This is a genomic window from Sphingomonas sp. IC081 (assembly GCF_006874585.1).
Lineage (GTDB): Bacteria > Pseudomonadota > Alphaproteobacteria > Sphingomonadales > Sphingomonadaceae > Novosphingobium.
The window spans coordinates 2,507,527-2,529,979 of record NZ_CP029761.1; the positions used below are offsets into that span (position 1 = coordinate 2,507,527).

At 62.6% G+C, this 22,453-nt stretch carries 30 protein-coding genes; 3 read left to right on the top strand and 27 right to left on the bottom strand.

Features of this window, described 5'->3' with window-relative positions:
• Positions 1-53: 53 nt before the first annotated feature.
• The 22 genes from DM450_RS11980 to rpsJ all read right to left on the bottom strand — a co-directional run bounded on the left by DM450_RS11980 (position 54) and on the right by rpsJ (position 12,726).
• Positions 54-1,490 carry an ankyrin repeat domain-containing protein gene (locus tag DM450_RS11980; RefSeq protein ID WP_142635085.1) on the bottom strand — a complete coding sequence of 479 codons (1,437 nt, stop codon included), beginning with the start codon at positions 1,488-1,490 and terminating at the stop codon, positions 54-56.
• A 38-nt stretch (positions 1,491-1,528) separates the two neighbouring features.
• Positions 1,529-2,956, bottom strand: a complete 1,428-nt coding sequence (locus DM450_RS11985; RefSeq protein WP_142635087.1) for a hypothetical protein — start codon at positions 2,954-2,956, stop codon at positions 1,529-1,531.
• 262 nt (positions 2,957-3,218) lie between these two features.
• Complete coding sequence (rpmD, locus tag DM450_RS11990) at positions 3,219-3,395, bottom strand: 50S ribosomal protein L30 (RefSeq protein WP_142635089.1); 177 nt, start codon at positions 3,393-3,395, stop codon at positions 3,219-3,221.
• Between the two features lie 6 nt (positions 3,396-3,401).
• A complete protein-coding gene (gene rpsE / locus DM450_RS11995) occupies positions 3,402-4,106 on the bottom strand; it encodes a 30S ribosomal protein S5 (RefSeq protein WP_142635091.1) in 705 nt (234 codons plus the stop codon).
• A 2-nt stretch (positions 4,107-4,108) separates the two neighbouring features.
• Complete coding sequence (gene rplR / locus DM450_RS12000) at positions 4,109-4,447, bottom strand: 50S ribosomal protein L18 (protein ID WP_132386841.1); 339 nt, start codon at positions 4,445-4,447, stop codon at positions 4,109-4,111.
• Complete coding sequence (rplF, locus tag DM450_RS12005) at positions 4,447-4,980, bottom strand: 50S ribosomal protein L6 (RefSeq protein WP_142635093.1); 534 nt, start codon at positions 4,978-4,980, stop codon at positions 4,447-4,449. The genes rplR and rplF overlap by 1 nt, the downstream gene beginning before the upstream one ends.
• A complete protein-coding gene (rpsH, locus tag DM450_RS12010; RefSeq protein WP_142635095.1) occupies positions 4,980-5,375 on the bottom strand; it encodes a 30S ribosomal protein S8 in 396 nt (131 codons plus the stop codon). The genes rplF and rpsH overlap by 1 nt, the downstream gene beginning before the upstream one ends.
• 12 nt (positions 5,376-5,387) lie before the next feature.
• Positions 5,388-5,693 (bottom strand): 30S ribosomal protein S14, encoded by a 306-nt coding sequence (gene rpsN / locus DM450_RS12015; protein ID WP_086490047.1) that lies wholly within the window; start codon positions 5,691-5,693, stop codon positions 5,388-5,390.
• 26 nt (positions 5,694-5,719) lie between these two features.
• Entirely contained in the window at positions 5,720-6,301 is a 582-nt protein-coding gene (gene rplE, locus DM450_RS12020) for a 50S ribosomal protein L5 (RefSeq protein ID WP_142635097.1), read from the bottom strand.
• Positions 6,294-6,611: a 50S ribosomal protein L24 gene (gene rplX / locus DM450_RS12025; protein WP_142635101.1), complete on the bottom strand. Its 318-nt coding sequence runs from the start codon at positions 6,609-6,611 to the stop codon at positions 6,294-6,296. The genes rplE and rplX overlap by 8 nt, the downstream gene beginning before the upstream one ends.
• Positions 6,611-6,979 carry a 50S ribosomal protein L14 gene (rplN, locus tag DM450_RS12030; RefSeq protein ID WP_142635103.1) on the bottom strand — a complete coding sequence of 123 codons (369 nt, stop codon included), beginning with the start codon at positions 6,977-6,979 and terminating at the stop codon, positions 6,611-6,613. The genes rplX and rplN overlap by 1 nt, the downstream gene beginning before the upstream one ends.
• 246 nt (positions 6,980-7,225) lie before the next feature.
• Complete coding sequence (rpsQ, locus tag DM450_RS12035) at positions 7,226-7,495, bottom strand: 30S ribosomal protein S17 (RefSeq protein ID WP_054440320.1); 270 nt, start codon at positions 7,493-7,495, stop codon at positions 7,226-7,228.
• 11 nt (positions 7,496-7,506) lie between these two features.
• A complete protein-coding gene (gene rpmC, locus DM450_RS12040) occupies positions 7,507-7,707 on the bottom strand; it encodes a 50S ribosomal protein L29 (RefSeq protein WP_142635105.1) in 201 nt (66 codons plus the stop codon).
• Positions 7,708-7,719: 12 nt separating this feature from the next.
• Positions 7,720-8,154 carry a 50S ribosomal protein L16 gene (gene rplP / locus DM450_RS12045; protein WP_021233439.1) on the bottom strand — a complete coding sequence of 145 codons (435 nt, stop codon included), beginning with the start codon at positions 8,152-8,154 and terminating at the stop codon, positions 7,720-7,722.
• A 22-nt stretch (positions 8,155-8,176) separates the two neighbouring features.
• Positions 8,177-8,872: a 30S ribosomal protein S3 gene (gene rpsC, locus DM450_RS12050; protein WP_142635107.1), complete on the bottom strand. Its 696-nt coding sequence runs from the start codon at positions 8,870-8,872 to the stop codon at positions 8,177-8,179.
• 3 nt (positions 8,873-8,875) lie between these two features.
• On the bottom strand, positions 8,876-9,253 hold the full coding sequence (gene rplV, locus DM450_RS12055) for a 50S ribosomal protein L22 (protein ID WP_132386855.1): 378 nt from the start codon (positions 9,251-9,253) through the stop codon (positions 8,876-8,878).
• Positions 9,250-9,531: a 30S ribosomal protein S19 gene (gene rpsS / locus DM450_RS12060; protein ID WP_142635109.1), complete on the bottom strand. Its 282-nt coding sequence runs from the start codon at positions 9,529-9,531 to the stop codon at positions 9,250-9,252. The genes rplV and rpsS overlap by 4 nt, the downstream gene beginning before the upstream one ends.
• 6 nt (positions 9,532-9,537) lie before the next feature.
• Positions 9,538-10,374, bottom strand: coding sequence for a 50S ribosomal protein L2 (gene rplB, locus DM450_RS12065; protein ID WP_142635111.1), 837 nt, complete (start codon positions 10,372-10,374; stop codon positions 9,538-9,540).
• A gap of 5 nt (positions 10,375-10,379) precedes the next feature.
• The gene (locus DM450_RS12070) at positions 10,380-10,688 is read right to left on the bottom strand and encodes a 50S ribosomal protein L23 (RefSeq protein ID WP_142635113.1); all 309 of its coding nucleotides are present in this window, start codon (positions 10,686-10,688) and stop codon (positions 10,380-10,382) included.
• The gene (gene rplD, locus DM450_RS12075) at positions 10,681-11,307 is read right to left on the bottom strand and encodes a 50S ribosomal protein L4 (protein WP_142635115.1); all 627 of its coding nucleotides are present in this window, start codon (positions 11,305-11,307) and stop codon (positions 10,681-10,683) included. The genes DM450_RS12070 and rplD overlap by 8 nt, the downstream gene beginning before the upstream one ends.
• Positions 11,308-11,309: 2 nt before the next feature.
• Positions 11,310-12,065, bottom strand: a complete 756-nt coding sequence (gene rplC, locus DM450_RS12080; RefSeq protein ID WP_142635117.1) for a 50S ribosomal protein L3 — start codon at positions 12,063-12,065, stop codon at positions 11,310-11,312.
• Between the two features lie 349 nt (positions 12,066-12,414).
• Positions 12,415-12,726: a 30S ribosomal protein S10 gene (rpsJ, locus tag DM450_RS12085; RefSeq protein ID WP_007011873.1), complete on the bottom strand. Its 312-nt coding sequence runs from the start codon at positions 12,724-12,726 to the stop codon at positions 12,415-12,417.
• A gap of 213 nt (positions 12,727-12,939) precedes the next feature.
• On the opposite strand from rpsJ, the gene DM450_RS12090 reads away from it, so the two are divergent.
• The gene (locus DM450_RS12090; protein WP_142635119.1) at positions 12,940-13,440 is read left to right on the top strand and encodes a hypothetical protein; all 501 of its coding nucleotides are present in this window, start codon (positions 12,940-12,942) and stop codon (positions 13,438-13,440) included.
• A gap of 100 nt (positions 13,441-13,540) precedes the next feature.
• On the opposite strand, the gene tuf is transcribed toward DM450_RS12090, so the two are convergent.
• From tuf to rpsL, 4 genes are all read right to left on the bottom strand, one after another.
• Positions 13,541-14,731, bottom strand: coding sequence for an elongation factor Tu (gene tuf, locus DM450_RS12095; RefSeq protein WP_142635121.1), 1,191 nt, complete (start codon positions 14,729-14,731; stop codon positions 13,541-13,543).
• Positions 14,732-14,821: 90 nt separating this feature from the next.
• The gene (fusA, locus tag DM450_RS12100) at positions 14,822-16,906 is read right to left on the bottom strand and encodes an elongation factor G (protein ID WP_142635123.1); all 2,085 of its coding nucleotides are present in this window, start codon (positions 16,904-16,906) and stop codon (positions 14,822-14,824) included.
• A 129-nt stretch (positions 16,907-17,035) separates the two neighbouring features.
• Complete coding sequence (gene rpsG, locus DM450_RS12105) at positions 17,036-17,506, bottom strand: 30S ribosomal protein S7 (protein ID WP_142635125.1); 471 nt, start codon at positions 17,504-17,506, stop codon at positions 17,036-17,038.
• A gap of 92 nt (positions 17,507-17,598) precedes the next feature.
• A complete protein-coding gene (rpsL, locus tag DM450_RS12110) occupies positions 17,599-17,970 on the bottom strand; it encodes a 30S ribosomal protein S12 (RefSeq protein ID WP_007011879.1) in 372 nt (123 codons plus the stop codon).
• A gap of 921 nt (positions 17,971-18,891) precedes the next feature.
• Here rpsL and DM450_RS12115 point away from each other — a divergent pair.
• The gene (locus tag DM450_RS12115; protein ID WP_142635126.1) at positions 18,892-19,992 is read left to right on the top strand and encodes an OmpA family protein; all 1,101 of its coding nucleotides are present in this window, start codon (positions 18,892-18,894) and stop codon (positions 19,990-19,992) included.
• Between the two features lie 185 nt (positions 19,993-20,177).
• A complete protein-coding gene (locus tag DM450_RS12120) occupies positions 20,178-20,852 on the top strand; it encodes a hypothetical protein (protein ID WP_260609835.1) in 675 nt (224 codons plus the stop codon).
• A 131-nt stretch (positions 20,853-20,983) separates the two neighbouring features.
• Here DM450_RS12120 and DM450_RS12125 read toward each other — a convergent pair whose 3' ends face one another.
• A complete protein-coding gene (locus DM450_RS12125; RefSeq protein ID WP_312846177.1) occupies positions 20,984-22,354 on the bottom strand; it encodes an aromatic ring-hydroxylating dioxygenase subunit alpha in 1,371 nt (456 codons plus the stop codon).
• Positions 22,355-22,453 lie beyond the last annotated feature (99 nt).

A 22,453-nucleotide genomic window follows, 5' to 3' on the forward strand; every position in this document is an offset into this window, starting at 1 on the left:
TTAATGGGCGCGACAAGGCCCGAAAATCGGCTTTGCGCAGGCCAAAAGGCACTTCACGCCCCCCGCAAGCGGATCATCACCTTGCCTTCTCCACCTTGCGGACGCCCTTCCGAATCGCGTCCAGGCAACCATTCAAGCACCGCGCGGCCCAGCTTGCAGATCTCGGCATCGAATTCCGGCGACACGCTCTTCGGCGTGAACTCGCAGGACGCCATCTTGCCCATCGCATCCACCTTGAAGGTGAGCGAGTGGCGCGTCATTTCGTCCTTGTTAAAAATGGTGCCATAGCGATCACCGAGCTTCGCCAGTTCGCTGTTGAAGGTGCCCTTGCTTCCATCGGCAAGCTTCGGTCCTTCGGCCAATGCAGCATAGTCCTCAGACGAAACCATCGGCTTCATCCGCCGCACCATGCCCAGCCACCCCATCGAACGGGCGATTTGCATCGGAGAATCGCGATCAACGAGAGCCTGGCACTGGGCGCCCGACGGGCTGGCATGACGAGCCAGCAGGAAACGCACAGCATCCCCCCGACGGTAGGCCATTGCCCATGCAAGCGGCGTCATTCCGAACAGATCCGGCGCATCAAGAATAACAGAACTTTGGGCCACCTCGGCACCCGGCTTCGTAGACGCGATCCCCTTCTTCTGGCTGCGGGCTTCACCGTCGAGCATACGTCGCATCGCGGCAACGTTACCGCGCCGGGCAGCGTCGGCGAGTGTCGCTCCGATTGAGAGCGGGCCAAGATCAGGAAAGCCGTAATCACGTTTAGGCGCCTCACTGACGGCACGGACCATCGCGCCATGCGCCGAACCGACGTCCTTGCCCGCGGCATCGGCGTCCTGCGGTTCAAGCACGCGGCATACGTCTCGATAGGGATAGGCAGGATCACTAATCAGGGATTCATTGAACGCGCGCGCGAAGGCTACGAGCCCGTCGCCATGGGCACTATCCGGCGTGTCGCTGGCGATATCCGAAGGCTGGTCGCCAGGTTTAAGGCTGGGAACCGGCGAGGGCTCGCCGTCCTCACCATAATATGTCACCACCCGCGCCATACGCGGATTGAGACCGCCGCGCAGGGCGCAGAGCGCACCGAACTCGCGCGTGTCGATCCCCTCGACCGTGACCGCCGCAACCAGCCGGAAATCTCCGGCGGCGATTGCCTTCTGCGCTTCTTCGATAGGATCAGCGCGACCGGCAGCAAGCGTCGCCTTCAAGGCACGATCGGCACTGCGATAGCGCTCCAGCGTAACCGGATCCGCCAACGGATCGGCGCAAGGCGGCTCCGCTGCGGGGCTTTCCTCGACATAAGTCTCGTCCTCGCTCGATCCGCCTCCGCTACAAGCCGATACGGCGAGTGTGGCAATAATCAGCGAAGAGGCCGCGATGGTCCTGCGAAGCAAGGTGTCCCCCAGGGAATGCATTGGTGTCGACGGGTTTCCGTTGCCGGAGACCGGCGCGCTTAGCACAACTCTCCAACGATAGTGGAGCATGACTTACGCCAAACCACAGCTTTTCGCCCGGTCTACACTCAATTCCGCCGATTGCAGTCGCCCCAGACGTCGATCGTTTCTTCATGAAGCCAGGAGGGGGTCATCACCCGCGCGACCAGACGGCAATTGCGCAAGGCATAAGCGCGCACCGGAACCAACGTCTCCCAGTTCACCGGGCCTTGCCAAGGCTTACTGGCCAGCACCACCGTCCCCGGCCGCTCCGCCAAAACCCGGCGCACTTCTCCCAGCGTCGACAGATGACTGACGTCTCGCTCGATCGCCTGGGCAAGATGCGGCGTGAACACGAGCGGCGTCACAAAACGATGGCCCGTAAGTGCGTAAAGCTGCACAGGCCCGTCATAGACGAACAACGGCGATCCATCGTCGTGCCTCTTGACGGCAGTCGCCAGCGCATCAATAGCCGCACGGGAACGCTGGGCATGCTCGAAATCCAACGCCTGCGTGTCGCGCATTGCCAGGAACACCAGCACCCCCAATGCCAGCGCCCCCGTCCATCGCCCGGCGAGGAACCCTCCTGCAGCTACCGACAACGGCACGAGAATCGGGAGCGCGTAATGGAGATAGAAGTTCGGAACCGAAACTAGCCCCATGAGCGCCGCCAGCAACCAACCTGCCAGAAACCTGCGCTCATCCCGAGCCATCGTCGGCAAGCTCAGCACAAACAACATAATGAATGGCGCCAGCATCACGAACATGATCAACGCTCGGATCATCGAGGACGCTGTGTCGATAGGCTTGTGAAAGTTCGCACCGATCATCGCTTGTAGCCAAATCGTTCCATAGCCCGCCAAGCCGTAACCAGCAGCAACGGCGAGCGTAGGCAACGCACCAACCAACAACCACCCCGCAATGACGGCCGTCTTGCACAGGCTTCCGTGCGGCCCACGCCACAGAACGTGCGTTGCATAAAGACCAAGCCAGACACATTCGAACAGGCTGGTCTGCTTAATCGTGATCGCACAACCGCCCATCACCATCGCCGCGAAGCTCCGCCAGTCAACCCTGCCTTCGCTCAGGCTAGCCGCGCACTCCAAAATCAGCAGAGCAGCGCTGGCCACGAACAAGTTATACCAGATCGGCGCCTGGCCAAAGAAACCCTGTGCCTGTTCCAGCCAGAGTAGATAGCCAAGACCGCAAAAGATCCCGGCCTTCTCCCCATGCCAGCGGGCCGCGATGCGCGAAATAATAAGAGCCGTCCCTGCCGCGAAAACCGTTGCCACCGCCTGGTAGGCAAGAGGCGCATCTGACAGGCCCGTTATCAGATAATAGACAAAGAACAGCCCCCATGGCTTCCGATCCCACACGTCCACATACGGAATGGCACCATGGTGCATGGCAATGCCTACCGTCTGGTAGAAGACCTCGTCGATGTGGACATTCGGATCACCGAAAGTGCTTGCCCGAAGCAACCCGGCGACAACCAAGAACAGGCTTGCCGGTGCCAACTTAGCCCAGCCCCAACACTTTCGACCAAAAGAAGACGCACGATCGCGATCCTGCGAGGCATCACAAGTCGCGGCTGAACTCACCGCCCTAACGCAGTTCGATAACAAAGCCCCGTCCAAAGCAGCCTCTTTCAGGCCCAGGAATATCCGATCTTGGTTAACGAACCCAACCCTTTTCCCTAGGTAACGCCTCAACCTGGCAAATAAAAAGGCCCCGGCGTTTCCACCGGAGCCCTTTCATAACAGCCATAAGGCCGGTCGATCAGTCGACCACCGCAACCATGTGCGGAAGCTTGGCGATCGCACCGCGGACTTCCGCAGTGTCTTCCAGTTCGACGATCTTGTGCATCTTACCGAGGCCCAGACCGATCAGGATCTTCTTCTGGTTCTCGGGACGACGGATCGGCGAACCGATCTGCTTGATCTTGATCTTCGCCATGACTGATTACTCCGCGATGGCTTCGGCAGCGGCTTCCGCCTCTGCCTCGCTGGCGCCGCCACGACCGAGAAGGTCAGCGACCTTCTTGCCACGACGCTGGGCAACCGACTTCGGCGAAGTCTGGTTGGTCAGCGCGTCGAAGGTGGCGCGGATCATGTTGTACGGATTCGAGGTGCCGACCGACTTGGTCACGACGTCATGGACACCCAAGCTCTCGAACACGGCGCGCATCGGGCCACCGGCGATGATGCCGGTACCAGCGGGAGCCGTACGCACGTTCACCTTGCCGGCGCCGAAGTGGCCCTTGCCGTCATGGTGCAGGGTGCGACCGTCCTTGAGCGGCACGCGAACCATCTTCTTCTTTGCAGAAGCAGTGGCCTTCGTGATCGCTTCAGGCACTTCGCGAGCCTTGGCGTGGCCGAAGCCGACGCGGCCCTTGCCGTCGCCAACGACGACGAGAGCTGCGAAACCAAAGCGCTTACCGCCCTTCACGGTCTTCGAAACGCGGTTGATGTGGACGAGCTTCTCGATGAGCTCCTCGCCCTGTTCTTCCTCGTTGTTGCCACGGCCGCCACGGCGGTCGTCGCGACGGCCACGGCCGCCACGCTCGCCGCGTTCGCCACGGCCGCGACCGCGACCGCGACCTTCACGGACTTCCTGGCCGCCTTCGGCCGGGACGTCGGTCTGGATTTCGGTGTTTGCGTCAGCCATGATCAGAACTCCAGCCCGCCTTCACGGGCGGCTTCGGCCAGCGCCTTGACGCGGCCATGGAAGAGGAAACCGCCACGGTCGAACACTACCGAGGTAATACCCGCCTTCTTGGCGGCCTCGGCGAGTTCCTTGCCAACGCGGGTAGCGGCATCCTTGTCGGTGCCCTTGCCGCCAAGGGTATTGGCGGCGGCCAGCGTACGGCCCTGCGCATCGTCGATGATCTGCGCATAGATGTGACGGCCGGTGCGGTGCACCGACAGGCGAGGACGGCCACCCGAACGGGCCTTCAGGGCCGTGCGGACGCGACGAGCGCGGCGCGCGAAAAGGGAAAGCTTGGCCATTACTTCTTCTTCCCTTCCTTGCGGAAGATGAACTCGCCACGGTACTTGATACCCTTGCCCTTGTAGGGTTCGGGCTTGCGCCAGCGGCGAATTTCGGCCGCAAGCTGGCCGACCTTCTGCTTGTCAATACCAGAGATCTCGACCGTGGTGTTATCCGGGGTCTTGACCTCGATGCCTTCCGGCACAGCGATGTCGACGTCGTGCGAGTAGCCGAGCTGGAGCTTCAGGTTCTTGCCCTGAGCCGCGGCACGGTAGCCGACGCCCTTGATCTCGAGGACCTTGGAGAAGCCGTTGGTAACGCCTTCAACCAGATTCGAGACGAGGGTGCGCTGCATGCCCCAGTGGCTGCGGGCAGCCTTGGACTGGTTGGCAGGCTGAACGGCAATCGAACCTTCCTCGACCGCGTAGGTCACGAGGTCCGACAGACCCAGGGTCAGGGTGCCCTTTGGGCCCTTGACGCTGAGGACGCCGTTGTCGATGGCGGCAGTAACCCCGCCAGGGATCACAACCGGCTTTTTGCCGATGCGGCTCATCAGAACACCTCCGCCAGCACTTCGCCGCCGACGTTCTGCGAACGTGCTTCGGCATCCGAGAGCACGCCGCGCGGCGTCGAGACGATGGTGATGCCGAGACCGTTGCGCACAACCGGGAGTTCCTTCGAACCCGAGTAGACGCGGCGGCCAGGCTTGGAGACGCGGGCGATGTGCTTGATAGCGGCTTCGCCCTCGAAATACTTCAGCTCGATGCGCAGCTGCGGGTGGGCACCAGTGGCGTCATCGCTAAAACCACGGATGTAACCTTCACGCTGCAGAACTTCGAGCACGCGCGCACGCAGCTTGCTGGCGGGAGAAAGGACCGAGTCCTTCTTCGCCTGCTGGCCGTTGCGGATGCGGGTGAGCATATCACCCAGGGGATCGGTCAATGCCATTGCTTCTAACCCTTACCAGCTCGACTTGGTCACGCCGGGGATCATGCCCTTGTTGGCAAGATCACGCAGCTCGACGCGGCAGAGGCCGAACTTGCGGTAATAACCGCGCGGACGGCCGGTCGTAGCGCAGCGATTGCGGACCCGGGTCGGGTTGCCGTTGCGCGGGATCTCGGCCAGCTTCAGGCGAGCAATGAGACGCTCGGTTTCATCGAGCGATTCATCAGCAGCGACCGCCTTGAGACGCTCGTACTTGCCTGCATACTTCTTAACGAGCTTCTTGCGACGCTCGTTCTTGTTCACGGAACTCAGTTTCGCCATGGACTTAAGCTCTCTCTATCAGCGGCTCACGCCGCTTCCTTCTGTTCCGAAGCCGCTTCGGCCGGGAACGGGAAACCGAAAAGACGCAGCAGTTCGCGTGCTTCTTCGTCGGTCTTAGCGGTGGTGGTGACGATGATGTCCATACCACGCACCTTCTCGATCTTGTCGTAGCTGATCTCCGGGAAGATGATCTGCTCCTTGAGACCCATCGCGTAGTTGCCGCGGCCGTCGAACGACTTGGGGTTCAGGCCACGGAAGTCGCGGATGCGGGGCATCGCGATCGTGATGAGACGGTCGAGAAATTCGTACATACGCTCGCGACGCAGGGTCACCTTGCAGCCAATCGGCATGCCTTCGCGCAGCTTGAACTGTGCGATCGACTTGCGGGCCTTCGTGATCACCGGCTTCTGACCAGCGATGGCTTCCATTTCGACAGCGGCGGTCTGGACCTTCTTCTTGTCCTGGCTCGCCTCGCCCACACCCATGTTGAGCGTGATCTTTTCGATCTTGGGCACTTCCATCGCGTTCTTGTAACCGAACTTCTCGGTCATCGCCTTGACGATCGCGTCGTCATAGCGGGTGCGCATGCGCGGAGTGTAATCAGCCATCGATGGTCTCCCCGGACTTCACGGCCACGCGGACCTTCTTGCCGTCCTTGACTTCGAAGCGAACGCGGGTCGGCTTGCCGTCCTTGTCCGCGACTGCAACCTTGCTGATCGCCATCGGAGCCGGAGTGCGCTCGATACCGCCCTGCGGGTTCTGCTGGGTCGGCTTGCGGTGCTTGGTAGCGACGTTCACGCCCTCGACGACGACCTTGGCGTCCTTCGGGAGAACCTGAAGCACGGTGCCGGTGCGGCCCTTGTCCTTGCCGGACAGGACGACGACGGAGTCACCCTTCTTGATCTTCGCGGCAGCCATTACAGCACCTCCGGAGCAAGCGAGATGATCTTCATGAAGCCACGGCCGCGAAGCTCGCGCACGACTGGGCCAAAGATACGGGTGCCGATCGGCTCCTCGTTCTTGTTGATCAGCACGGCGGCGTTGCCGTCGAAGCGGATCACGCTGCCGTCAGCGCGACGCACGTCCTTCTTGGTACGAACGATCACCGCACGGTGAACGTCGCCCTTCTTGACGCGAGCGCGGGGCTGCGCCTCCTTAATCGACACCACGATGATGTCGCCGACGCCTGCGAAACGACGCTTCGAGCCACCCAGCACCTTGATGCACTGGACGCGCTTTGCGCCGCTGTTGTCCGCGACGTCGAGATTGGATTGCATCTGGATCATCGATCCGAGTCCTTCTCAACTGGCTTGCCGGAACAAGTCCGGCAGTTCCTAAAAAGACAGGCCCACACGGGGCCCGAGTCGCCCTTACCGGCGAAGTGCGGCCCTTTGCCGCATTCCTCCGTCGAGGTCAACACTTGTGTACGACCCTGAGGCCGAGGCTTTCGAGGCCCTCCGGAATACGCCGCGTGTCCCGCAGCTTGCTCCGGAAAGCGAGACGGGGGCGCCGCGAAGGCACCCCCGAAACTCTTAGACCTCGGCTTCCAGCGCCGTGCCCTTGCTCGCCTGAAGACGGTCAAGAACCTTCCAGGTCTTGGTCTTCGAGTAGGGCTTCGTCTCCTCGATCCGGACGCGTTCGCCGGTCTTGAAGGCGTTGTCTTCGTCGTGAGCGTGGTACTTCTTCGAGCGACGGATGATCTTCCCGTAGAGGGGGTGCTTCACCTTGCGCTCGACCAGCACGGTCACGGTCTTGTCGGTCTTGTCGGAAACGACGGTCCCGATCAGAATACGCTTGGGCATCGTGTTTCTCCTCAGGCCTTCGCTGCGCGCTCAGCCTGGAGCGTCTTGATGCGGGCGATGTCGCGACGCACCTGCTTGATGCGCGCAGGCGCCTCAAGCTGGCTGGTCGCGGCCTGGAACCGCAGGTTGAACTGTTCGCGCTTCAGGTCGACGAGATCAGCGGTGAGCTGGTCGTCGGTCTTGGCGCGAAGGTCTTCGATCTTGTTAGCCATGATTCGACTTCCTTACTCGCCGCCAAGGTGCGAGGTGTCGCCGAGGCGAGCAACGACCTTGGTCTTGATCGGCAGCTTCATCGCAGCACGGCTGAACGCCTCGGCTGCGAGCGGGCCAGCGACGCCATCCAGTTCGAACAGGATGCGGCCCGGCTTGACACGGGCAGCCCAGTATTCGACCGAACCCTTGCCCTTACCCTGACGGACTTCAGCAGGCTTCTTCGAAACCGGCACGTCGGGGAAAACGCGGATCCAGAGACGGCCCTGGCGCTTGATGTGACGCGTGATCGCGCGGCGGGCCGCTTCGATCTGGCGGGCGGTGATCCGCTCCGGCTCGAGGGCCTTGAGGCCGTACGAGCCGAAGTTCAGGTCGGTGCCACCCTTGGCATCACCCTTGATCCGGCCTTTGAAGGCTTTGCGGAACTTGGTCTTCTTCGGTTGCAGCATGGTGCTTACTCTATCCTAAGCCTCAACGCGCGGGACGAACGCCGGAGGTCTGAGCCTCCAGCATCAGGCGGTCCTGCGCCGTCGGGTCGTGGCCCAGGATCTCACCCTTGAAGATCCAGACCTTGATGCCGATGATACCGTACGCGGTAAGCGCTTCGGCTTCGGCATAGTCGATGTTCGCACGCAGCGTGTGAAGCGGCACGCGACCTTCGCGGTACTGCTCGACGCGGGCGATTTCAGCGCCGCCGAGACGGCCACCGCACATGATCTTGACGCCTTCGGCGCCCAGACGCATCGCGGACTGCATCGCACGCTTCATCGCACGGCGGAAGGCCACACGACGGATCAGCTGATCGGCAATGCCCTGAGCGACGAGCTTGGCGTCGATTTCCGGCTTGCGGATTTCGACGATGTTCAGCTTCACTTCGCTGCCGGTCATCGTGGCCAGCTCCTTGCGGAGCTTCTCGATGTCAGCACCCTTCTTGCCGATGATCACACCGGGACGGGCTGCGTAGATCGAGATGCGGCACAGCTTGGCCGGACGCTCGATGACCACCTTCGAGATAGCGGCCTGGGGCAGCTTCGCGACGATGAACTTGCGGATCTTGAGGTCTTCCTCAAGCAGCTTGCCGTAGTCCCGGCCTTCCGCGAACCAGCGGCTGTCCCAGGTACGGTTGATCTGCAGACGCAGACCGATCGGATTGCTCTTATGACCCATGGATCAGGCCTCCTCGACTTCGCGAACGACGATCCGCAGGCGCGAAAACGGCTTGAGGATACGGGTGGACTTGCCGCGACCACGAGCGTGGAAACGCTTCATGGTGATCGACTTGCCGACCGACGCCTCGGCGACGACGAGAGCGTCGACGTCGAGGTTATGGTTGTTTTCCGCATTCGCGATCGCCGAAGCGAGGATCTTGCGAGCGTCCTGGGCCATCGCCTTCTTGGAGAAGGCCAGGATGTTCATCGCGTCCTCGACCTTGCGGCCACGGATAAGCGCGGCGACCAGGTTGAGCTTCTGGGCCGAACCACGGATGGTGGTGCCGACAGCCAGAGCTTCCTTTTCGCCTACGCGGCGGGGTGCTGCCTGCTTGCTCACTTGCGCTTACCCTTCTTGTCGGCAGCGTGACCCGGGAACGTGCGCGTGGGCGCGAATTCGCCGAGCTTGTGGCCAACCATGTCCTCGTTGACGGCAACGGGGATGAACTTGTGCCCGTTATAGACCTGGAAGGTCAGACCAACGAACTGCGGAAGGATGGTGGAGCGACGCGACCAGGTCTTGATCGGACCAGCGCGGGTGCCGGCATCCTGCGCGACCTCGGCCTTCTTGAGAAGGTACAGGTCGACGAAGGGGCCTTTCCAGACGGAACGTGCCATCGTGTCTTACCTCTTCTTCTTGGCGTGGCGCGAACGGATGATCATCTTGTCCGTCTGCTTGTTGTTGCGAGTGCGAGCGCCCTTGGTCGGCTTGCCCCACGGAGTGACCGGGTGACGGCCGCCCGAGGTACGGCCTTCACCACCACCGTGCGGGTGGTCGACCGGGTTCTTGGCAACACCGCGGGTAAGCGGACGACGGCCCAGCCAACGGCCGCGACCGGCCTTGGCGAGGGTCTGGTTGGCGTTGTCGGGGTTCGACACGGCGCCAACGGTGCCCATGCAGTCGCCACGCAGATAGCGCTGCTCACCCGAGTTGAGGCGAACGATGACCATGCCGCGGTCACGACCGACGACCTGCACATACGTACCGGCCGAACGGGCGATCTGACCGCCCTTACCCGGCTTCATCTCGACGTTGTGGCAGATCGTGCCGACCGGCATCTGCGACAGAAGCATGGCATTGCCCGGCTTCACGTCAGTCTTTTCACCGGCGATCACGACGTCGCCGACGGCGAGACGCTGCGGCGCGATGATGTAGGCCAGTTCACCGTCGGTGTACTTCACGAGCGCAATGAAAGCCGTGCGGTTAGGATCGTATTCGATACGCTCCACGGTCGCTTCCATGTCCCACTTACGACGCTTGAAATCGATGAAGCGGTACTTCTGCTTGTGACCACCGGCGATGCCACGCGAAGTGACATGACCCTTGTTGTTGCGGCCACCGGTCTTGTTCTTACCTTCGGTAAGCGCCTTGACCGGCTTGCCCTTCCACAGCGACGACTTGTCGACAAGGACCAGACCGCGGCGAGCGGGGCTGGTCGGGTTGTAGCTCTTAAGTGCCATCGGAATTAACCCCGCACGCCTTCGGTGATATCAATCGACTGACCTTCGGCCAGCGTGACGATCGCCTTCTTCACGTCGCTGCGGCGGTAAGCCTTACCGCGCCAGCGCTTGGTCTTGCCCTTGACGTTCAGCGTATTCACGCCGGTGACCTTGACGTCGAACAGAGCTTCGACGGCGGCCTTGATCTCGGGCTTGGTCGCCTTGTCAGCAACCTTGAAGACGACGGCGTTCTGTTCGGAAAGCAGAGTCGACTTCTCGGTGATGTGCGGCGAGAGGATCACGTCGTAGTGACGGATGTCCACGGTCTTAGCCATTGAAACGCGCCTCCAGCTTTTCGACAGCGGCGCGCGTCAGCACCAGCGTGTCGTGCTTCAGGATGTCGTAGACGTTCGCGCCGACAGCCGGGAGCACGTTCACGCCAACGATGTTGCGGGCAGCCAGGGCGAAGCCCTCGTTGACCTGCTCACCGTCCATGACGAGAACCTTCTTGCCGAAGTTCGCCTTGGCGAGCTGACCGGCGAGCGCCTTGGTCTTGGCGTCGGAAACGTCGAGCGAATCGACGATCACGAGACCGTTCTGAGCCTTGGCCGAAAGGGCCATCTTCAGACCGAGTGCACGGATCTTCTTGTTCAGCGAAATGTTGAACTCGCGGCGACGGGCACCGTGAGCCTTACCACCGCCGATAAACACCGGCGCTGCGCGGTCGCCGTGACGAGCGGAACCGCCGCCCTTCTGGTTACCGAACTTCTTACCGGTGCGGGCAACGTCCGACCGCTCGCGGGTCGCGCGGGCAATGCCGCGACGGTTCTCGAGCTGCCAGGTGACGACGCGGTGCAGGATATCGGCGCGGGGCTCGAGACCGAACACGTCGTCCGACAGTTCGATGTCGCCCTTGCCGGCGGTGCCGTCGAGGTTGAGGACCTGAACCTTCATGATTAGCCCTCCTGGCCTTCGGTCGCTTCGGGAGCCGCGGCTTCAGCCGGGGTCACGGCAGCGGCCGTATCATTGGTGTTGGCAACCGATTTGATGCCGGCGGGGTACGGAGCCTCTGCGTGACGGTCGACCTTGACGGCGTCCGAAACGGTGAGCCAGGCGTTCTTCGAACCCGGGACCGAGCCCTTGACGAAGATCAGGCCACGCTCGTCGTCCACGCGGACGACTTCGAGGTTCTGCTGGGTGCGCTGACGGTCGCCCATGTGGCCGGCCATCTTCTTGTTCTTGAACACCTTGCCCGGATCCTGACGGTTACCCGTCGAACCGTGCGCACGGTGCGAGATCGAAACACCGTGGGTGGCGCGCATACCGCCGAAGCCCCAGCGCTTCATGGCGCCCTGGAAGCCCTTACCCTGAGTGTGGCCACCCACGTCGACCAGCTGGCCGGGCACGAAGTGCGAGGCAGCGATCGTGGCGCCAACTTCGAGGAGGGCGTCGTCGGCGACGCGGAATTCCGCAACGCGCATCTTGAGGGGAACCTGAGCCTTTGCGAAGTGCTCACGCTGCGGCTTGGCAACGTTCTTCTGCTTTGCTTCGCCCGCACCGAGCTGAACCGCGACGTAGCCGTCACGATCAGCAGTACGAACCGAAACCACCTGACAGTCTTCAAGCGCCAGGACAGTGACGGGCACGTGGCGACCGTCCTCCTGGAACAGGCGGGTCATCCCGACTTTCTTGGCGATCACGCCTGTACGCATGACCTTTCTCCTTACAGAGGCGTACGCAGGACCATCCCTCGTACGCGTGTCCAACCCTGTTATGATACGAACCCCGTCCGGGTCAGGTGTTCCCTGCAAGCCCAACACGGGCCGCGGAAACGAGACGGGGGACGCATTCCCGCCACTTCCCGAAGGAGACGGCGGAGGTATCCCTTGTGTCCCCCTTGCGGCACTCCGCCTGGGGCGCTGTCTCTGCAAACTTTCGTTCGCAAAGCCGGCCACATGGCCGACAAGGTAATCAGGATCCGAGGATCCGAATTTCACCGATCGTTTTAAGTCCGATCAAAAGACTGCAGGGGCGACCTCAAAGGCCACCCCATAAACCGGCTTAGGCCAGCTTGATCTCGACGTTCACGCCGGCAGCCAGGTCAAGCTTCATCAGAGCGTCGACGGTTGCTGCGTTCGGCTGCACGATGTCAAGCAGACGCTTGTAGGTGCGGACTTCGAACTGCTCACGCGACTTCTTGTCGATGTGCGGACCACGGTTAACCGTGAACTTCTCGATCTTGGTCGGGAGCGGAATGGGCCCACGAATCAGAGCGCCGGTGCGGCGGGCCGTGTCGGCGATCTCGCCAGTGGCCTGGTCAAGCACGCGATGGTCAAACGCCTTGAGGCGGATACGGATGTTCTGAGCTTCCATTACCTACTACCGATGAGAAAGAGCCAAAGGACCAAAGTCCCGTCAAATTCGAACCGCGCCCCTACACGGCGAAAGCGAGTCGGGCAACCCCTGATTTCACGCAGTCCCGCAGGTTTTTTGGAGGTTACGGACGCCATTCGTCGCACCAGCCCTTCCCTGCCACTTACCCGTATCCTACGTTGATGGAGCGACGCCAAACAGAAGCCGCTTTCAATGCCCTCCATCATCACGACAATTCCCAGCGTGTTTGTCGCGCTGACTCTTGGATGCCTGTCACCGGGCGCCGTTGCAGCCGACGGCTCCACCTACGCCCCCGGCGAAACCAATGCTCCCGCCAACCTCGAAGACACCGACGTACTCACCGCCCACGCCGCCATGCCCGATACCACGGCAGGCGCCGTGGACGACGCCTGCCGTGCAGCCGCCCGCGCCAGTAATGACGGCAATGACGGCACGATCGTCGTCTGCTCCCACGGCGGCGACGGCACCAGCCAGCGCGTCCCAACATCGAAATCCCTGGATGAAAGCACGCGCACGGGCGCAGCTTACCCACCTGATGTCGGACACCTGCCCGGCTGCCTAGGCCCCTGCATAACCATACCGTTCGGCCGCGTGCCGGAACCCGTCTACTACATCGACCTCAAGTCCATACCCGAAGCCCCCAAGGGCTCGGATGCATGGAAGATCGGACAGGGTGAACTGCGAGCGCGGTAACGACGCCCGCGAAGACTCCGAACCCCATCAACGCGAAAAGCCCGGACCTCCTTTCGGAAGCCCGAGCCAATCACTTTAGCCGTAGCTACAGATCGACGAATTACTTCGTGATCGTGGCAACGACGCCCGAACCAACGGTACGGCCGCCTTCGCGGATTGCGAAGCGGAGACCTTCGTCCATGGCGATCGGAGCGATCAGCTTCACCGACAGCGATACGTTATCGCCAGGCATGACCATCTCGGTGCCCTCGGGGAGGATCACTTCGCCGGTCACGTCGGTGGTGCGGAAGTAGAACTGCGGACGATAGTTCGCGAAGAACGGCGTGTGACGGCCGCCTTCGTCCTTCGACAGGACGTAGACTTCAGCCGAGAACTCGGTGTGCGGGGTCACGGTGCCCGGCTTGGCGAGAACCTGACCACGCTCAACGTCGTCGCGCTTCAGGCCACGAACCAGCGCGCCGATGTTGTCGCCGGCTTCACCCTGGTCGAGCAGCTTGCGGAACATTTCGACGCCAGTGACGGTGGTCTTCTGCGTGTCGCGGATACCGACGACTTCGACTTCTTCACCAACCTTGATGATGCCGGTTTCGACGCGGCCGGTCACAACCGTACCACGGCCCGAGATCGAGAACACGTCTTCGACGGGCATCAGGAACGACTTGTCGGTCGGGCGCGGCGGCTGCGGGATGAAGTCGTCGACGGCCTTCATGAGCTCGAGGATCGAGTTCTTGCCGATTTCGTCGTCACGGCCTTCAAGAGCGGCGAGAGCCGAACCCTTGATGACGGGGATGTTGTCGCCGTCGAAGTCGTACGACGAGAGCAGTTCGCGAACTTCGAGTTCGACGAGCTCGAGCAGTTCCGGATCGTCGACCTGGTCGACCTTGTTCATGTACACGACGAGCTGCGGCACACCGACCTGGCGAGCAAGCAGGATGTGCTCGCGGGTCTGCGGCATCGGGCCGTCAGCAGCGTTCACGACCAGGATAGCGCCGTCCATCTGGGCGGCACCGGTGATCATGTTCTTCACGTAGTCAGCGTGACCCGGGCAGTCGACGTGCGCGTAGTGACGGGCTTCGGTCTCGTACTCGACGTGAGCGGTCGAGATGGTGATGCCACGCTCGCGCTCTTCCGGAGCCTTGTCGATGTTCGCGAAGTCAACAGCTTCACCGCCGAACGTCTCCGACATCACCTTGGTGATGGCGGCCGTCAGCGTGGTCTTGCCGTGGTCAACGTGACCGATGGTGCCGATGTTGCAGTGCGGCTTGTTCCGCTCGAATTTTGCCTTCGCCATTTTCAAACCTTCTTTGCTTGAATTGTAATCTGCGGGAATGTGAGGCAGCGCCCGCCGAAACAGGCGCCGCCCCTAGAATGATCTTGCCGATTAGGCAAGCTTCTCCTTGACCTCGGCCGCGACGTTCGCCGGAACCTCGTCGTAGTGGGAGAAGATCATCGAGTAGTTTGCACGACCCTGGGTGAACGAGCGGAGCTGGTTCACGTAGCCGAACATGTTCGCGAGCGGAACCATCGACTCGACAACCTGTGCGTTACCACGGCTGTCGGTGCCCTGGATCTGGCCACGACGGCTGTTCATGTCGCCGATGACGTCGCCGAGGTATTCCTCGGGGGTGACGACTTCGACCTTCATGATCGGTTCGAGCAGCTTGATGCCGGCCTTCTGGGCGACTTCACGCATGGCACCGCGACCGGCGATTTCGAAGGCAAGAGCCGACGAGTCGACGTCGTGGTAGGCACCGTCATAGAGGACGATGTCGAAGTCGATGATCGGGAAGCCGACCAGCGAGCCCGAGGCAGCGGTTTCGCGCATGCCCTTTTCGATCGCGGGGATATATTCCTTCGGAATGTTACCGCCCTTGATCTCGTCCTTGAAGGTGATGCCTGCACCGCGCTCGCCCGGCGTGACCTTGATCTTCACGCGACCGAACTGACCGGTACCACCCGACTGCTTCTTGTGGGTGTAGTCCACGTCGACAGCCTTGGCGAGGTATTCGCGGTAGGCGACCTGCGGAGCGCCGACGTTGGCTTCGACCTTAAACTCGCGACGCATACGGTCGACGATGATGTCCAGGTGAAGTTCGCCCATGCCCTTGATGATCGTCTGGCCCGACTCGTGGTCGGTCGTGACGCGGAACGAGGGATCCTCAGCCGAGAGACGGTTGAGCGCAACGCCCATCTTCTCCTGGTCGGCCTTGGTCTTCGGTTCGACCGACAGTTCGATAACCGGCTCGGGGAACTCCATGCGTTCGAGAACGATCGGCGCCTTTTCCGCGCAGAGGGTGTCGCCGGTGGTGGTTTCCTTCATGCCAGCCAGCGCGACGATGTCGCCCGCGTAGGCCTCGTCGATGTCCTTACGGTCATTGGCGTGCATCTCGAGGATACGGCCAACCTTTTCCTTCTTGCCCTTCACCGAATTCAGGTACGAACCCTTCGAGAGCGTGCCCGAGTAGATGCGGCAGAAGGTGAGCGAACCGACGAACGGGTCGTTCATGACCTTGAAGGCGAGCGCCGAGAACGGAGCGTCGTCCTTGGGCGGACGGCTGTCGGCCTCGTCACTGTCGACCTTGACGCCCTGGACGTCTTCGATGTCGAGCGGCGAAGGAAGGTAGTCGACGACGGCGTCGAGCAGGGGCTGAACGCCCTTGTTCTTGAACGCCGAACCGCAGACGACCGGTACGAACGCATGGCCCAGCGTACCCTTGCGGATCAGCTTCTTGAGCGTTGCGACGTCGGGCTCATTGCCTTCGAGATAGGCTTCCATCGCCTCGTCGTCCTGTTCGACGGCGAGTTCGATGAGCTTGGTGCGGTACTCGGCAGCTTCGTCAGCCAGGTCAGCCGGGATTTCTTCGTAGAAGAATTCGGCACCGAGCGATTCGTCCTTCCAGACGATCGCACGGTTGTGAACCAGATCGACCAGGCCCTTCAGATCCGATTCGAGACCGATCGGAATGTAGAGCACGGCCGGCGTCGCACCGAGGCGGTCGATGATCGACTGCACGCAGTACTTGAAGTTCGCGCCGGTGCGGTCGAGCTTGTTGATGAAGCACATGCGCGGAACGCCGTACTTGTCGGCCTGGCGCCACACGGTTTCCGACTGCGGCTCAACGCCGGCGACGCCGTCGAAGCAGGCGACCGCACCGTCGAGCACGCGCAGCGAACGTTCGACTTCGATGGTGAAGTCGACGTGCCCGGGGGTGTCGATGATGTTGATGCGGTATTCCTGGCCCTCGGACGTCCAGAAGCAGGTGGTCGCAGCCGAGGTGATGGTGATGCCGCGTTCCTGCTCCTGCTCCATCCAGTCCATGGTAGCAGCGCCGTCGTGGACTTCGCCGATCTTGTAGGACTTGCCGGTGTAGTAGAGGATACGCTCGGTCGTGGTGGTCTTACCGGCGTCGATATGCGCCATAATACCGATGTTACGGTACATATTGAGCGGATGGCTGCGTGCCATGGTGAGTGTCCTTAGCAGGAGTGTTTCGGGAGCGAGGCGGCCTTCAGATAAGACCTCGCCCCCTGAAATAAAAGTGTGACGCCCGGATGACCGCCCAAGGGCAATCGAATCCGGGGCCACACGCTCACATTACCAGCGGTAGTGCGAGAAGGCGCGGTTCGCGTCCGCCATGCGGTGCGTGTCTTCGCGCTTCTTCACGGCGTTGCCGCGGTTGTTGGCGGCGTCGAGCAGTTCGCCCGAGAGACGCGCAGCCATGGTGGTTTCGGGGCGGTTGCGGGCCGCGGTGATCAGCCAGCGGATGGCCAGGGCCTGGGCGCGCTCGGGGCGCACTTCGACCGGGACCTGGTAGGTCGCACCACCGACGCGGCGGCTGCGGACTTCGATCTGCGGCTTCACGTTGTTCAGGGCATCGTGGAACAGCTGGACCGGATCGGCCTTGGCGCGCGTTTCCATGGTGTCGAGAGCACCGTAGACGATCGATTCAGCGACCGACTTCTTGCCGTCGAGCATGAGGTTGTTCATGAACTTCGACAGGGTCTGATCACCGAACTTCGGATCAGGCAGGATTTCCCGCTTCTCGGGACGACGACGACGTGACATCGTTGGTATTCCTTGTTCTTTCGGGCGGGAGCGTGAGCATCACCGGCCGGTAAATCGTGTACCGTGCGAGGCGCGAGGCCCCGCGCACCGGCTTACTTCGGACGCTTGGCGCCGTACTTCGAGCGCGACTGCTTGCGATCCTTGACGCCCTGCGTGTCGAGCACGCCGCGCAGGATGTGGTAGCGCACGCCGGGAAGGTCGCGAACGCGGCCGCCGCGGATGAGCACGACCGAGTGCTCCTGAAGGTTGTGGCCTTCACCGGGGATGTACGAGATGACTTCGCGGCTGTTGGTCAGACGGACCTTGGCGACCTTGCGGAGAGCCGAGTTCGGCTTCTTCGGGGTCGTGGTGTAGACGCGGGTGCAGACGCCGCGCTTCTGAGGGTTCTGCTCCATGGCAGGAACCTTCGACTTGGCCTTCTGCGGCTCGCGGCCCTTGCGGACCAGCTGGTTGATAGTGGGCATCTATACTCTTCTTTCGAATTTTGGAGTGCGATGGATCCGGGCCGAAATGCCCGGACAGACCGGATCGGCACGGACCCGTCGCACCCCGGGGTCTCCGGGCCGACGCCATTCGAAAGGGAAGAGTGAGATCATGCACGGCGGACACTTCGAAAACCGCATCGCCACCCCCGCAAGCGCCGGGACCGCTGCCGATTTACGCCCGCCTTTTGGCGGGAACCGCTGCACATGAGCCGAAAAACACTCCACCCGGCCGATCAGGCGCCGGATTACTTTGCCACCGCTTCCGCAAGACCCCACCCCGATTCGGGCATGCAGTTCCCGCTGGGGCCGACTGCCAGCAAACGGCAGGAAAACCCCGGAAAAGCAGACGTGACAACGTTCAGCTCTATGTCGTTCCCGGGGGACATGCCCACAGGAGATGGGCGCCCTTAGGAGATTTGGGCACGGCGGTCAAGGATTTCAGGGCCCGCCCCGGCAGCGCCCGCAGGGGCATTTTCCCGGCACCGCCAGCCCGCCACCCCCGGTCAGGCGCCTCCCGGCCAGACATCACCCGGTCAGCCACCGCCGCGCCCTGTTGCACTTCAGCAACAACAAGCCCGCCGGACACCCCGATTCCCGCCCGCGACGCCCGCGCGGCAGCCCAACGGACCATACAAAAGTAGCAATCCCCCACCGAACCGCAAAATCCGCCCCTCCCGGCACAAATTATCGCGCCACTTCATGATCTTGCCCTTCCGCCTCAGGGAAACCACCCGGACCGCCCGCGGGATTTCCCGGCGCCGCCCCCCGAACATAAATCACTTGAAGCAAGGGTTATCTAAACAGGCAGTCATGACTGTTCTGATTTTGAGAATCTTATTGTTGATTATCGGTTTTTTGCATGGGATTTATATGTAACCGACGAATAGACAGGGATGCGATGTGAAGAAAATCACGCTTTTGCTCGCCATGTCGTCCTCTTTCCTGGCAACCTCTGCCTGGGCACGGGATGACAGCTTCTACATCGAGCTGGACGGGGGCGTCGTCTTTGCCGACACATTCAAGTTGCGCGAAGTCGATACCACCGATCCGCTGCGTTTCCGGCTGAAGCCCGATACCGGATATGATTTCGGCGGTATCGTCGGCTACGACTTCGGCGGATTCCGCATCGAGACCGAAGCCAGCTACCGCAGCGTCGGCAACAAGGACTTCCGGATCAGCGATTCCGAAGTCGGCGTGTTCGACGGGGATTCGCTGCACGGCCACAGTTCCGCGCTCAGCTTCATGGGCAACGCGCTGATCGACTTCGGCAAGGATGACGGCTTCCAGTTCTATGCCGGCGGCGGCGCCGGTATCGCCAAGATCGACCAGAAGATCAGCGTCGAGGACATTTCCGGCTCGGCCGTGCTGGTCAACGGCGACGACTGGGACTTCGCCTGGCAGGCGCTGGCGGGCTTCCGCGTGCCGATCGGCCAGACCGTGGATATCGGCGTGAAGTACCGCTACTTCAACATGCCGAGCTACCGGATCTACACCGACGACTTCGGCTACAAGGGTGAGTGGGCCTCGCATTCGGTGCTGGCGACGCTGACCTTCAACCTCGGCGCCAAGTCCGAGCCGGTCCCGCCGCCGCCGCCTCCCCCGCCGCCTCCGCCGCCCCCGCCACCGCCGCCCCCGCCGCCCGAGGTGGTCTGCAACAAGGGGCCGTACATCGTGTTCTTCGACTGGGACAAGTCGGACATCACGCCCGAGGCGTCGAGCATCCTCGACAGCGCGATCACCGCATACGGCAACTGCGCCAATGTGCCGATCATGCTGGCGGGCCACACCGACCGTTCGGGTTCGGCCAGCTACAACGAAGGCCTCTCGGCCCGCCGCAACGACTCGGTCCGGGCCTACCTGACCAGCCACGGGGTGCCCGACGGCGCGATCTCCAGCCAGGCCTTCGGCGAAAGCCAGAACCGCGTTCCGACCGCCGACGGCGTGCGCGAACTGCAGAACCGCCGCGTGGAAATCACCTACGGTCCCGGTTCCGGCATGTAGTGTTCCTCCCACCGAGGAAGTCACGGAAAGGGGTCGGATCCGTCCGGCCCCTTTCTTTTTGCGGCCCCGGGGCCGGGCCGTGCCGCCCGCCGCGGCTGGTCAAACCGTTTTCCTACAGGGGGCAGCACGCGATATACCGTCCCGCCAAGGGGAATTCGGGTTCACCACCAGAGCGAGGTTGCCGCATGTCCTCCACCAAGGCTTCGGATGTCGATACCAGCGTGCCTGCCAGTATGGGGGCCGGTAAGGGGGCGGGCTGCGCGTCCCGGCGGCCGGGGCGGCGCACTGCCCGCACCGCCTTTTTCGAGGACGAACCCGCACCGGACGATCCCCTGCTGGGCTTTGCCCCCTATCTCCACAAGCAGCCGCGCCGCAACGCGATCACCCCCGAGCGCCAGCGCGCCTTCATCGCCGCGCTGGCGGCCAGCGGCATCGTCACCCAGGCGGCGCGCTCGATCGGTGCCTCGCTGGAAGCGCTCTACAAGCTGCGCGCGCTGCCCGGCGCGGAGGGGTTTGCCGCCGCCTGGGAAATGGCGATCGACCGGGGCATGGCGCGGCTGGAGGACTGCGCGCTGGAACGCGCGATCCGGGGCGAGGAGCGCCCGGTGGTGAGCCGCGGCTCGGTGGTGGCCACCTATACCCGGCACGATACCGCCCTGATGCTGTTCCTGCTGCGCCAGCGCCGCGCCCACCGCTACGGCGCGGATGCCGACCTGCGGCCCGGCTCGCCCGCCTACGAGCGCATCCGGGCGGAGATCGAGGCCGAGGTTCCCCCGCTCGAAGAAGTCCGCGCCTCGCTCAGGGCCAAAGTGGAACGCCTGCGCGAACAGGTCGAGGCGCGCCGGCGGCGGGGCGGCTGATCCCCGGCACGGGCGCGCAGCGGATCGCGCCCACACCAGCCAGCACACTAGCCCGCACACCAGGCAGGCGGTAACGGGAGGCAGGGACGATCGCCCCTGCCCTTCCCCTTCTGCCCTCTTTCACGTCTATCCTAGTCCACGTCCAGCAGCGTCGGCGCGCCCATGCCGTCCATGAAATTGGCCAGGTTGCGGTGGAGGTTGATGACCTTCTGCTCCTGGTGCGGATTGGGCAGCGGGCCGCGGAAGCCGCGCGACTTCATGCCCTTCTGCACGAATTCCATGTTGGCGAAGTCCTGCGCCAGCACCGCACCCCAGTTCTCGCCGATGGGATCGGCGTAGACCCATTCGGTCTTCGGCGCCTCGCCTTCGGGGAACCGCTCGAGCGCATAGCTTTCGAAGATGCACTTGTCCGGGTCGTCGCCATAGGGGCGCACCCGGTAGCACAGCGCAAAAGTCTCGCCGTGGAGGATGTTCTGGTTGGGGAACAGGCCCCAGGCAAGGCCGCCCTCCTTCTTGATCTCGGGCGGCACCTCGGGCCAGATCACCCCGCGCGCGGCATCGTCGGCCTTGGCGCTTTTCAGCCAGTGGGCAATGATCTCGCCGGGCGTCGCGGTCTCGGGCAGCTCGTCCACCAGGCGGCTGGCGGCGTTGACCAGCGTTTCGGTGGAGGCGGAGTAGTTCACCGTCTCGTAGTTCTCGCGAATCAGCTCGTACGTGGAGACGCGGGCGTCGTCCCCCTTGCCGGCGCGGGTGGTGCCGGCGCTCTCGCTCATCTGGAACTTCTCCTCGCGGGTGTCGTAGCTCGACACCGAATGGAGGCCGTACTGCTTCGAGAGCGCGTAGTAGTCCCCATAGGCAAGCAGCTGCGTGTGGGTGCCGGCGACGTGGTAGGGTTCGAGGAAGGCCTCGATCGCGGTCTTCCAGTTGCAGTCGTAGATCGCCCACTGGCGCCACTTGTAGTCCATCCCGGCCAGGTCGAAATGATCGAGGATCTCGCCCGCGCGGCCCATCCACTCCTTCAGCGGCACCGCATCGGGGTCCATGGAGATGTAGATGTAGCCGCCCCAGGTATCGACCTGCAGGTCCGACAGGCAGGTCATCTCGCGCGTCAGCTTGTTGTGCCAGTCCTGCGGGTCGAGGATGTAGGTGTTCTGGCCGTCCTGGTCGAACGTCCAGCCGTGGAAGCCGCAGACGAAGCTCCGGCGGTTGCTGCCACGCACATCGTGCACTTTGCCGGGCAGCATGCTAGGCACCGAGACAAGCTGGCGGCCGCGATGCGGGCAGACGTTGTGGAAGGCTTTCAGCGAGCCGTCGTCCTTGCGCAGGATGATGATCGATTCGTCGGCGACGTCGTAAGTCATCCAGTCGCCCGGGTTCGGCAGGTCGCTCTCGCGCTCTACCATCTGCCAGACCCTGGGCCATAGCAGCGTCTTTTCCGCCGCAAGGTAGTCCTTCGAGAGGAACGCGGTGGTGGGATAAGTGGCGAGGCGTTCCTCGTCCATGTCCTTGGCGGTCAGCGCGGCCGGCTTGTCGGTGCCCGTCTGTTTCACGTGGCCTCTCCTGTTATCAACAGGACTGTTCATTAAGCCATCACAAGAGCC

Coding starts and splice junctions, on each gene's coding strand:
- DM450_RS11980 (WP_142635085.1), bottom strand. CDS start 1,490: ATGCTCCACTATCGTTGGAGAGTTGTGCTAAGCGCGCCGGTCTCCGGC.
- rpmD (WP_142635089.1), bottom strand. CDS start 3,395: ATGGCGAAGATCAAGATCAAGCAGATCGGTTCGCCGATCCGTCGTCCC.
- rpsE (WP_142635091.1), bottom strand. CDS start 4,106: ATGGCTGACGCAAACACCGAAATCCAGACCGACGTCCCGGCCGAAGGC.
- rplR (WP_132386841.1), bottom strand. CDS start 4,447: ATGGCCAAGCTTTCCCTTTTCGCGCGCCGCGCTCGTCGCGTCCGCACG.
- rplF (WP_142635093.1), bottom strand. CDS start 4,980: ATGAGCCGCATCGGCAAAAAGCCGGTTGTGATCCCTGGCGGGGTTACT.
- rpsH (WP_142635095.1), bottom strand. CDS start 5,375: ATGGCATTGACCGATCCCCTGGGTGATATGCTCACCCGCATCCGCAAC.
- rpsN (WP_086490047.1), bottom strand. CDS start 5,693: ATGGCGAAACTGAGTTCCGTGAACAAGAACGAGCGTCGCAAGAAGCTC.
- rplE (WP_142635097.1), bottom strand. CDS start 6,301: ATGGCTGATTACACTCCGCGCATGCGCACCCGCTATGACGACGCGATC.
- rplX (WP_142635101.1), bottom strand. CDS start 6,611: ATGGCTGCCGCGAAGATCAAGAAGGGTGACTCCGTCGTCGTCCTGTCC.
- rplN (WP_142635103.1), bottom strand. CDS start 6,979: ATGATCCAGATGCAATCCAATCTCGACGTCGCGGACAACAGCGGCGCA.
- rpsQ (WP_054440320.1), bottom strand. CDS start 7,495: ATGCCCAAGCGTATTCTGATCGGGACCGTCGTTTCCGACAAGACCGAC.
- rpmC (WP_142635105.1), bottom strand. CDS start 7,707: ATGGCTAACAAGATCGAAGACCTTCGCGCCAAGACCGACGACCAGCTC.
- rplP (WP_021233439.1), bottom strand. CDS start 8,154: ATGCTGCAACCGAAGAAGACCAAGTTCCGCAAAGCCTTCAAAGGCCGG.
- rpsC (WP_142635107.1), bottom strand. CDS start 8,872: ATGGGTCATAAGAGCAATCCGATCGGTCTGCGTCTGCAGATCAACCGT.
- rpsS (WP_142635109.1), bottom strand. CDS start 9,531: ATGGCACGTTCCGTCTGGAAAGGCCCCTTCGTCGACCTGTACCTTCTC.
- rplB (WP_142635111.1), bottom strand. CDS start 10,374: ATGGCACTTAAGAGCTACAACCCGACCAGCCCCGCTCGCCGCGGTCTG.
- DM450_RS12070 (WP_142635113.1), bottom strand. CDS start 10,688: ATGGCTAAGACCGTGGACATCCGTCACTACGACGTGATCCTCTCGCCG.
- rplD (WP_142635115.1), bottom strand. CDS start 11,307: ATGAAGGTTCAGGTCCTCAACCTCGACGGCACCGCCGGCAAGGGCGAC.
- rplC (WP_142635117.1), bottom strand. CDS start 12,065: ATGCGTACAGGCGTGATCGCCAAGAAAGTCGGGATGACCCGCCTGTTC.
- rpsJ (WP_007011873.1), bottom strand. CDS start 12,726: ATGGAAGCTCAGAACATCCGTATCCGCCTCAAGGCGTTTGACCATCGC.
- DM450_RS12090 (WP_142635119.1), top strand. CDS start 12,940: ATGCCCTCCATCATCACGACAATTCCCAGCGTGTTTGTCGCGCTGACT.
- tuf (WP_142635121.1), bottom strand. CDS start 14,731: ATGGCGAAGGCAAAATTCGAGCGGAACAAGCCGCACTGCAACATCGGC.
- fusA (WP_142635123.1), bottom strand. CDS start 16,906: ATGGCACGCAGCCATCCGCTCAATATGTACCGTAACATCGGTATTATG.
- rpsG (WP_142635125.1), bottom strand. CDS start 17,506: ATGTCACGTCGTCGTCGTCCCGAGAAGCGGGAAATCCTGCCTGATCCG.
- rpsL (WP_007011879.1), bottom strand. CDS start 17,970: ATGCCCACTATCAACCAGCTGGTCCGCAAGGGCCGCGAGCCGCAGAAG.
- DM450_RS12120 (WP_260609835.1), top strand. CDS start 20,178: ATGTCCTCCACCAAGGCTTCGGATGTCGATACCAGCGTGCCTGCCAGT.
- DM450_RS12125 (WP_312846177.1), bottom strand. CDS start 22,354: ATGGACGAGGAACGCCTCGCCACTTATCCCACCACCGCGTTCCTCTCG.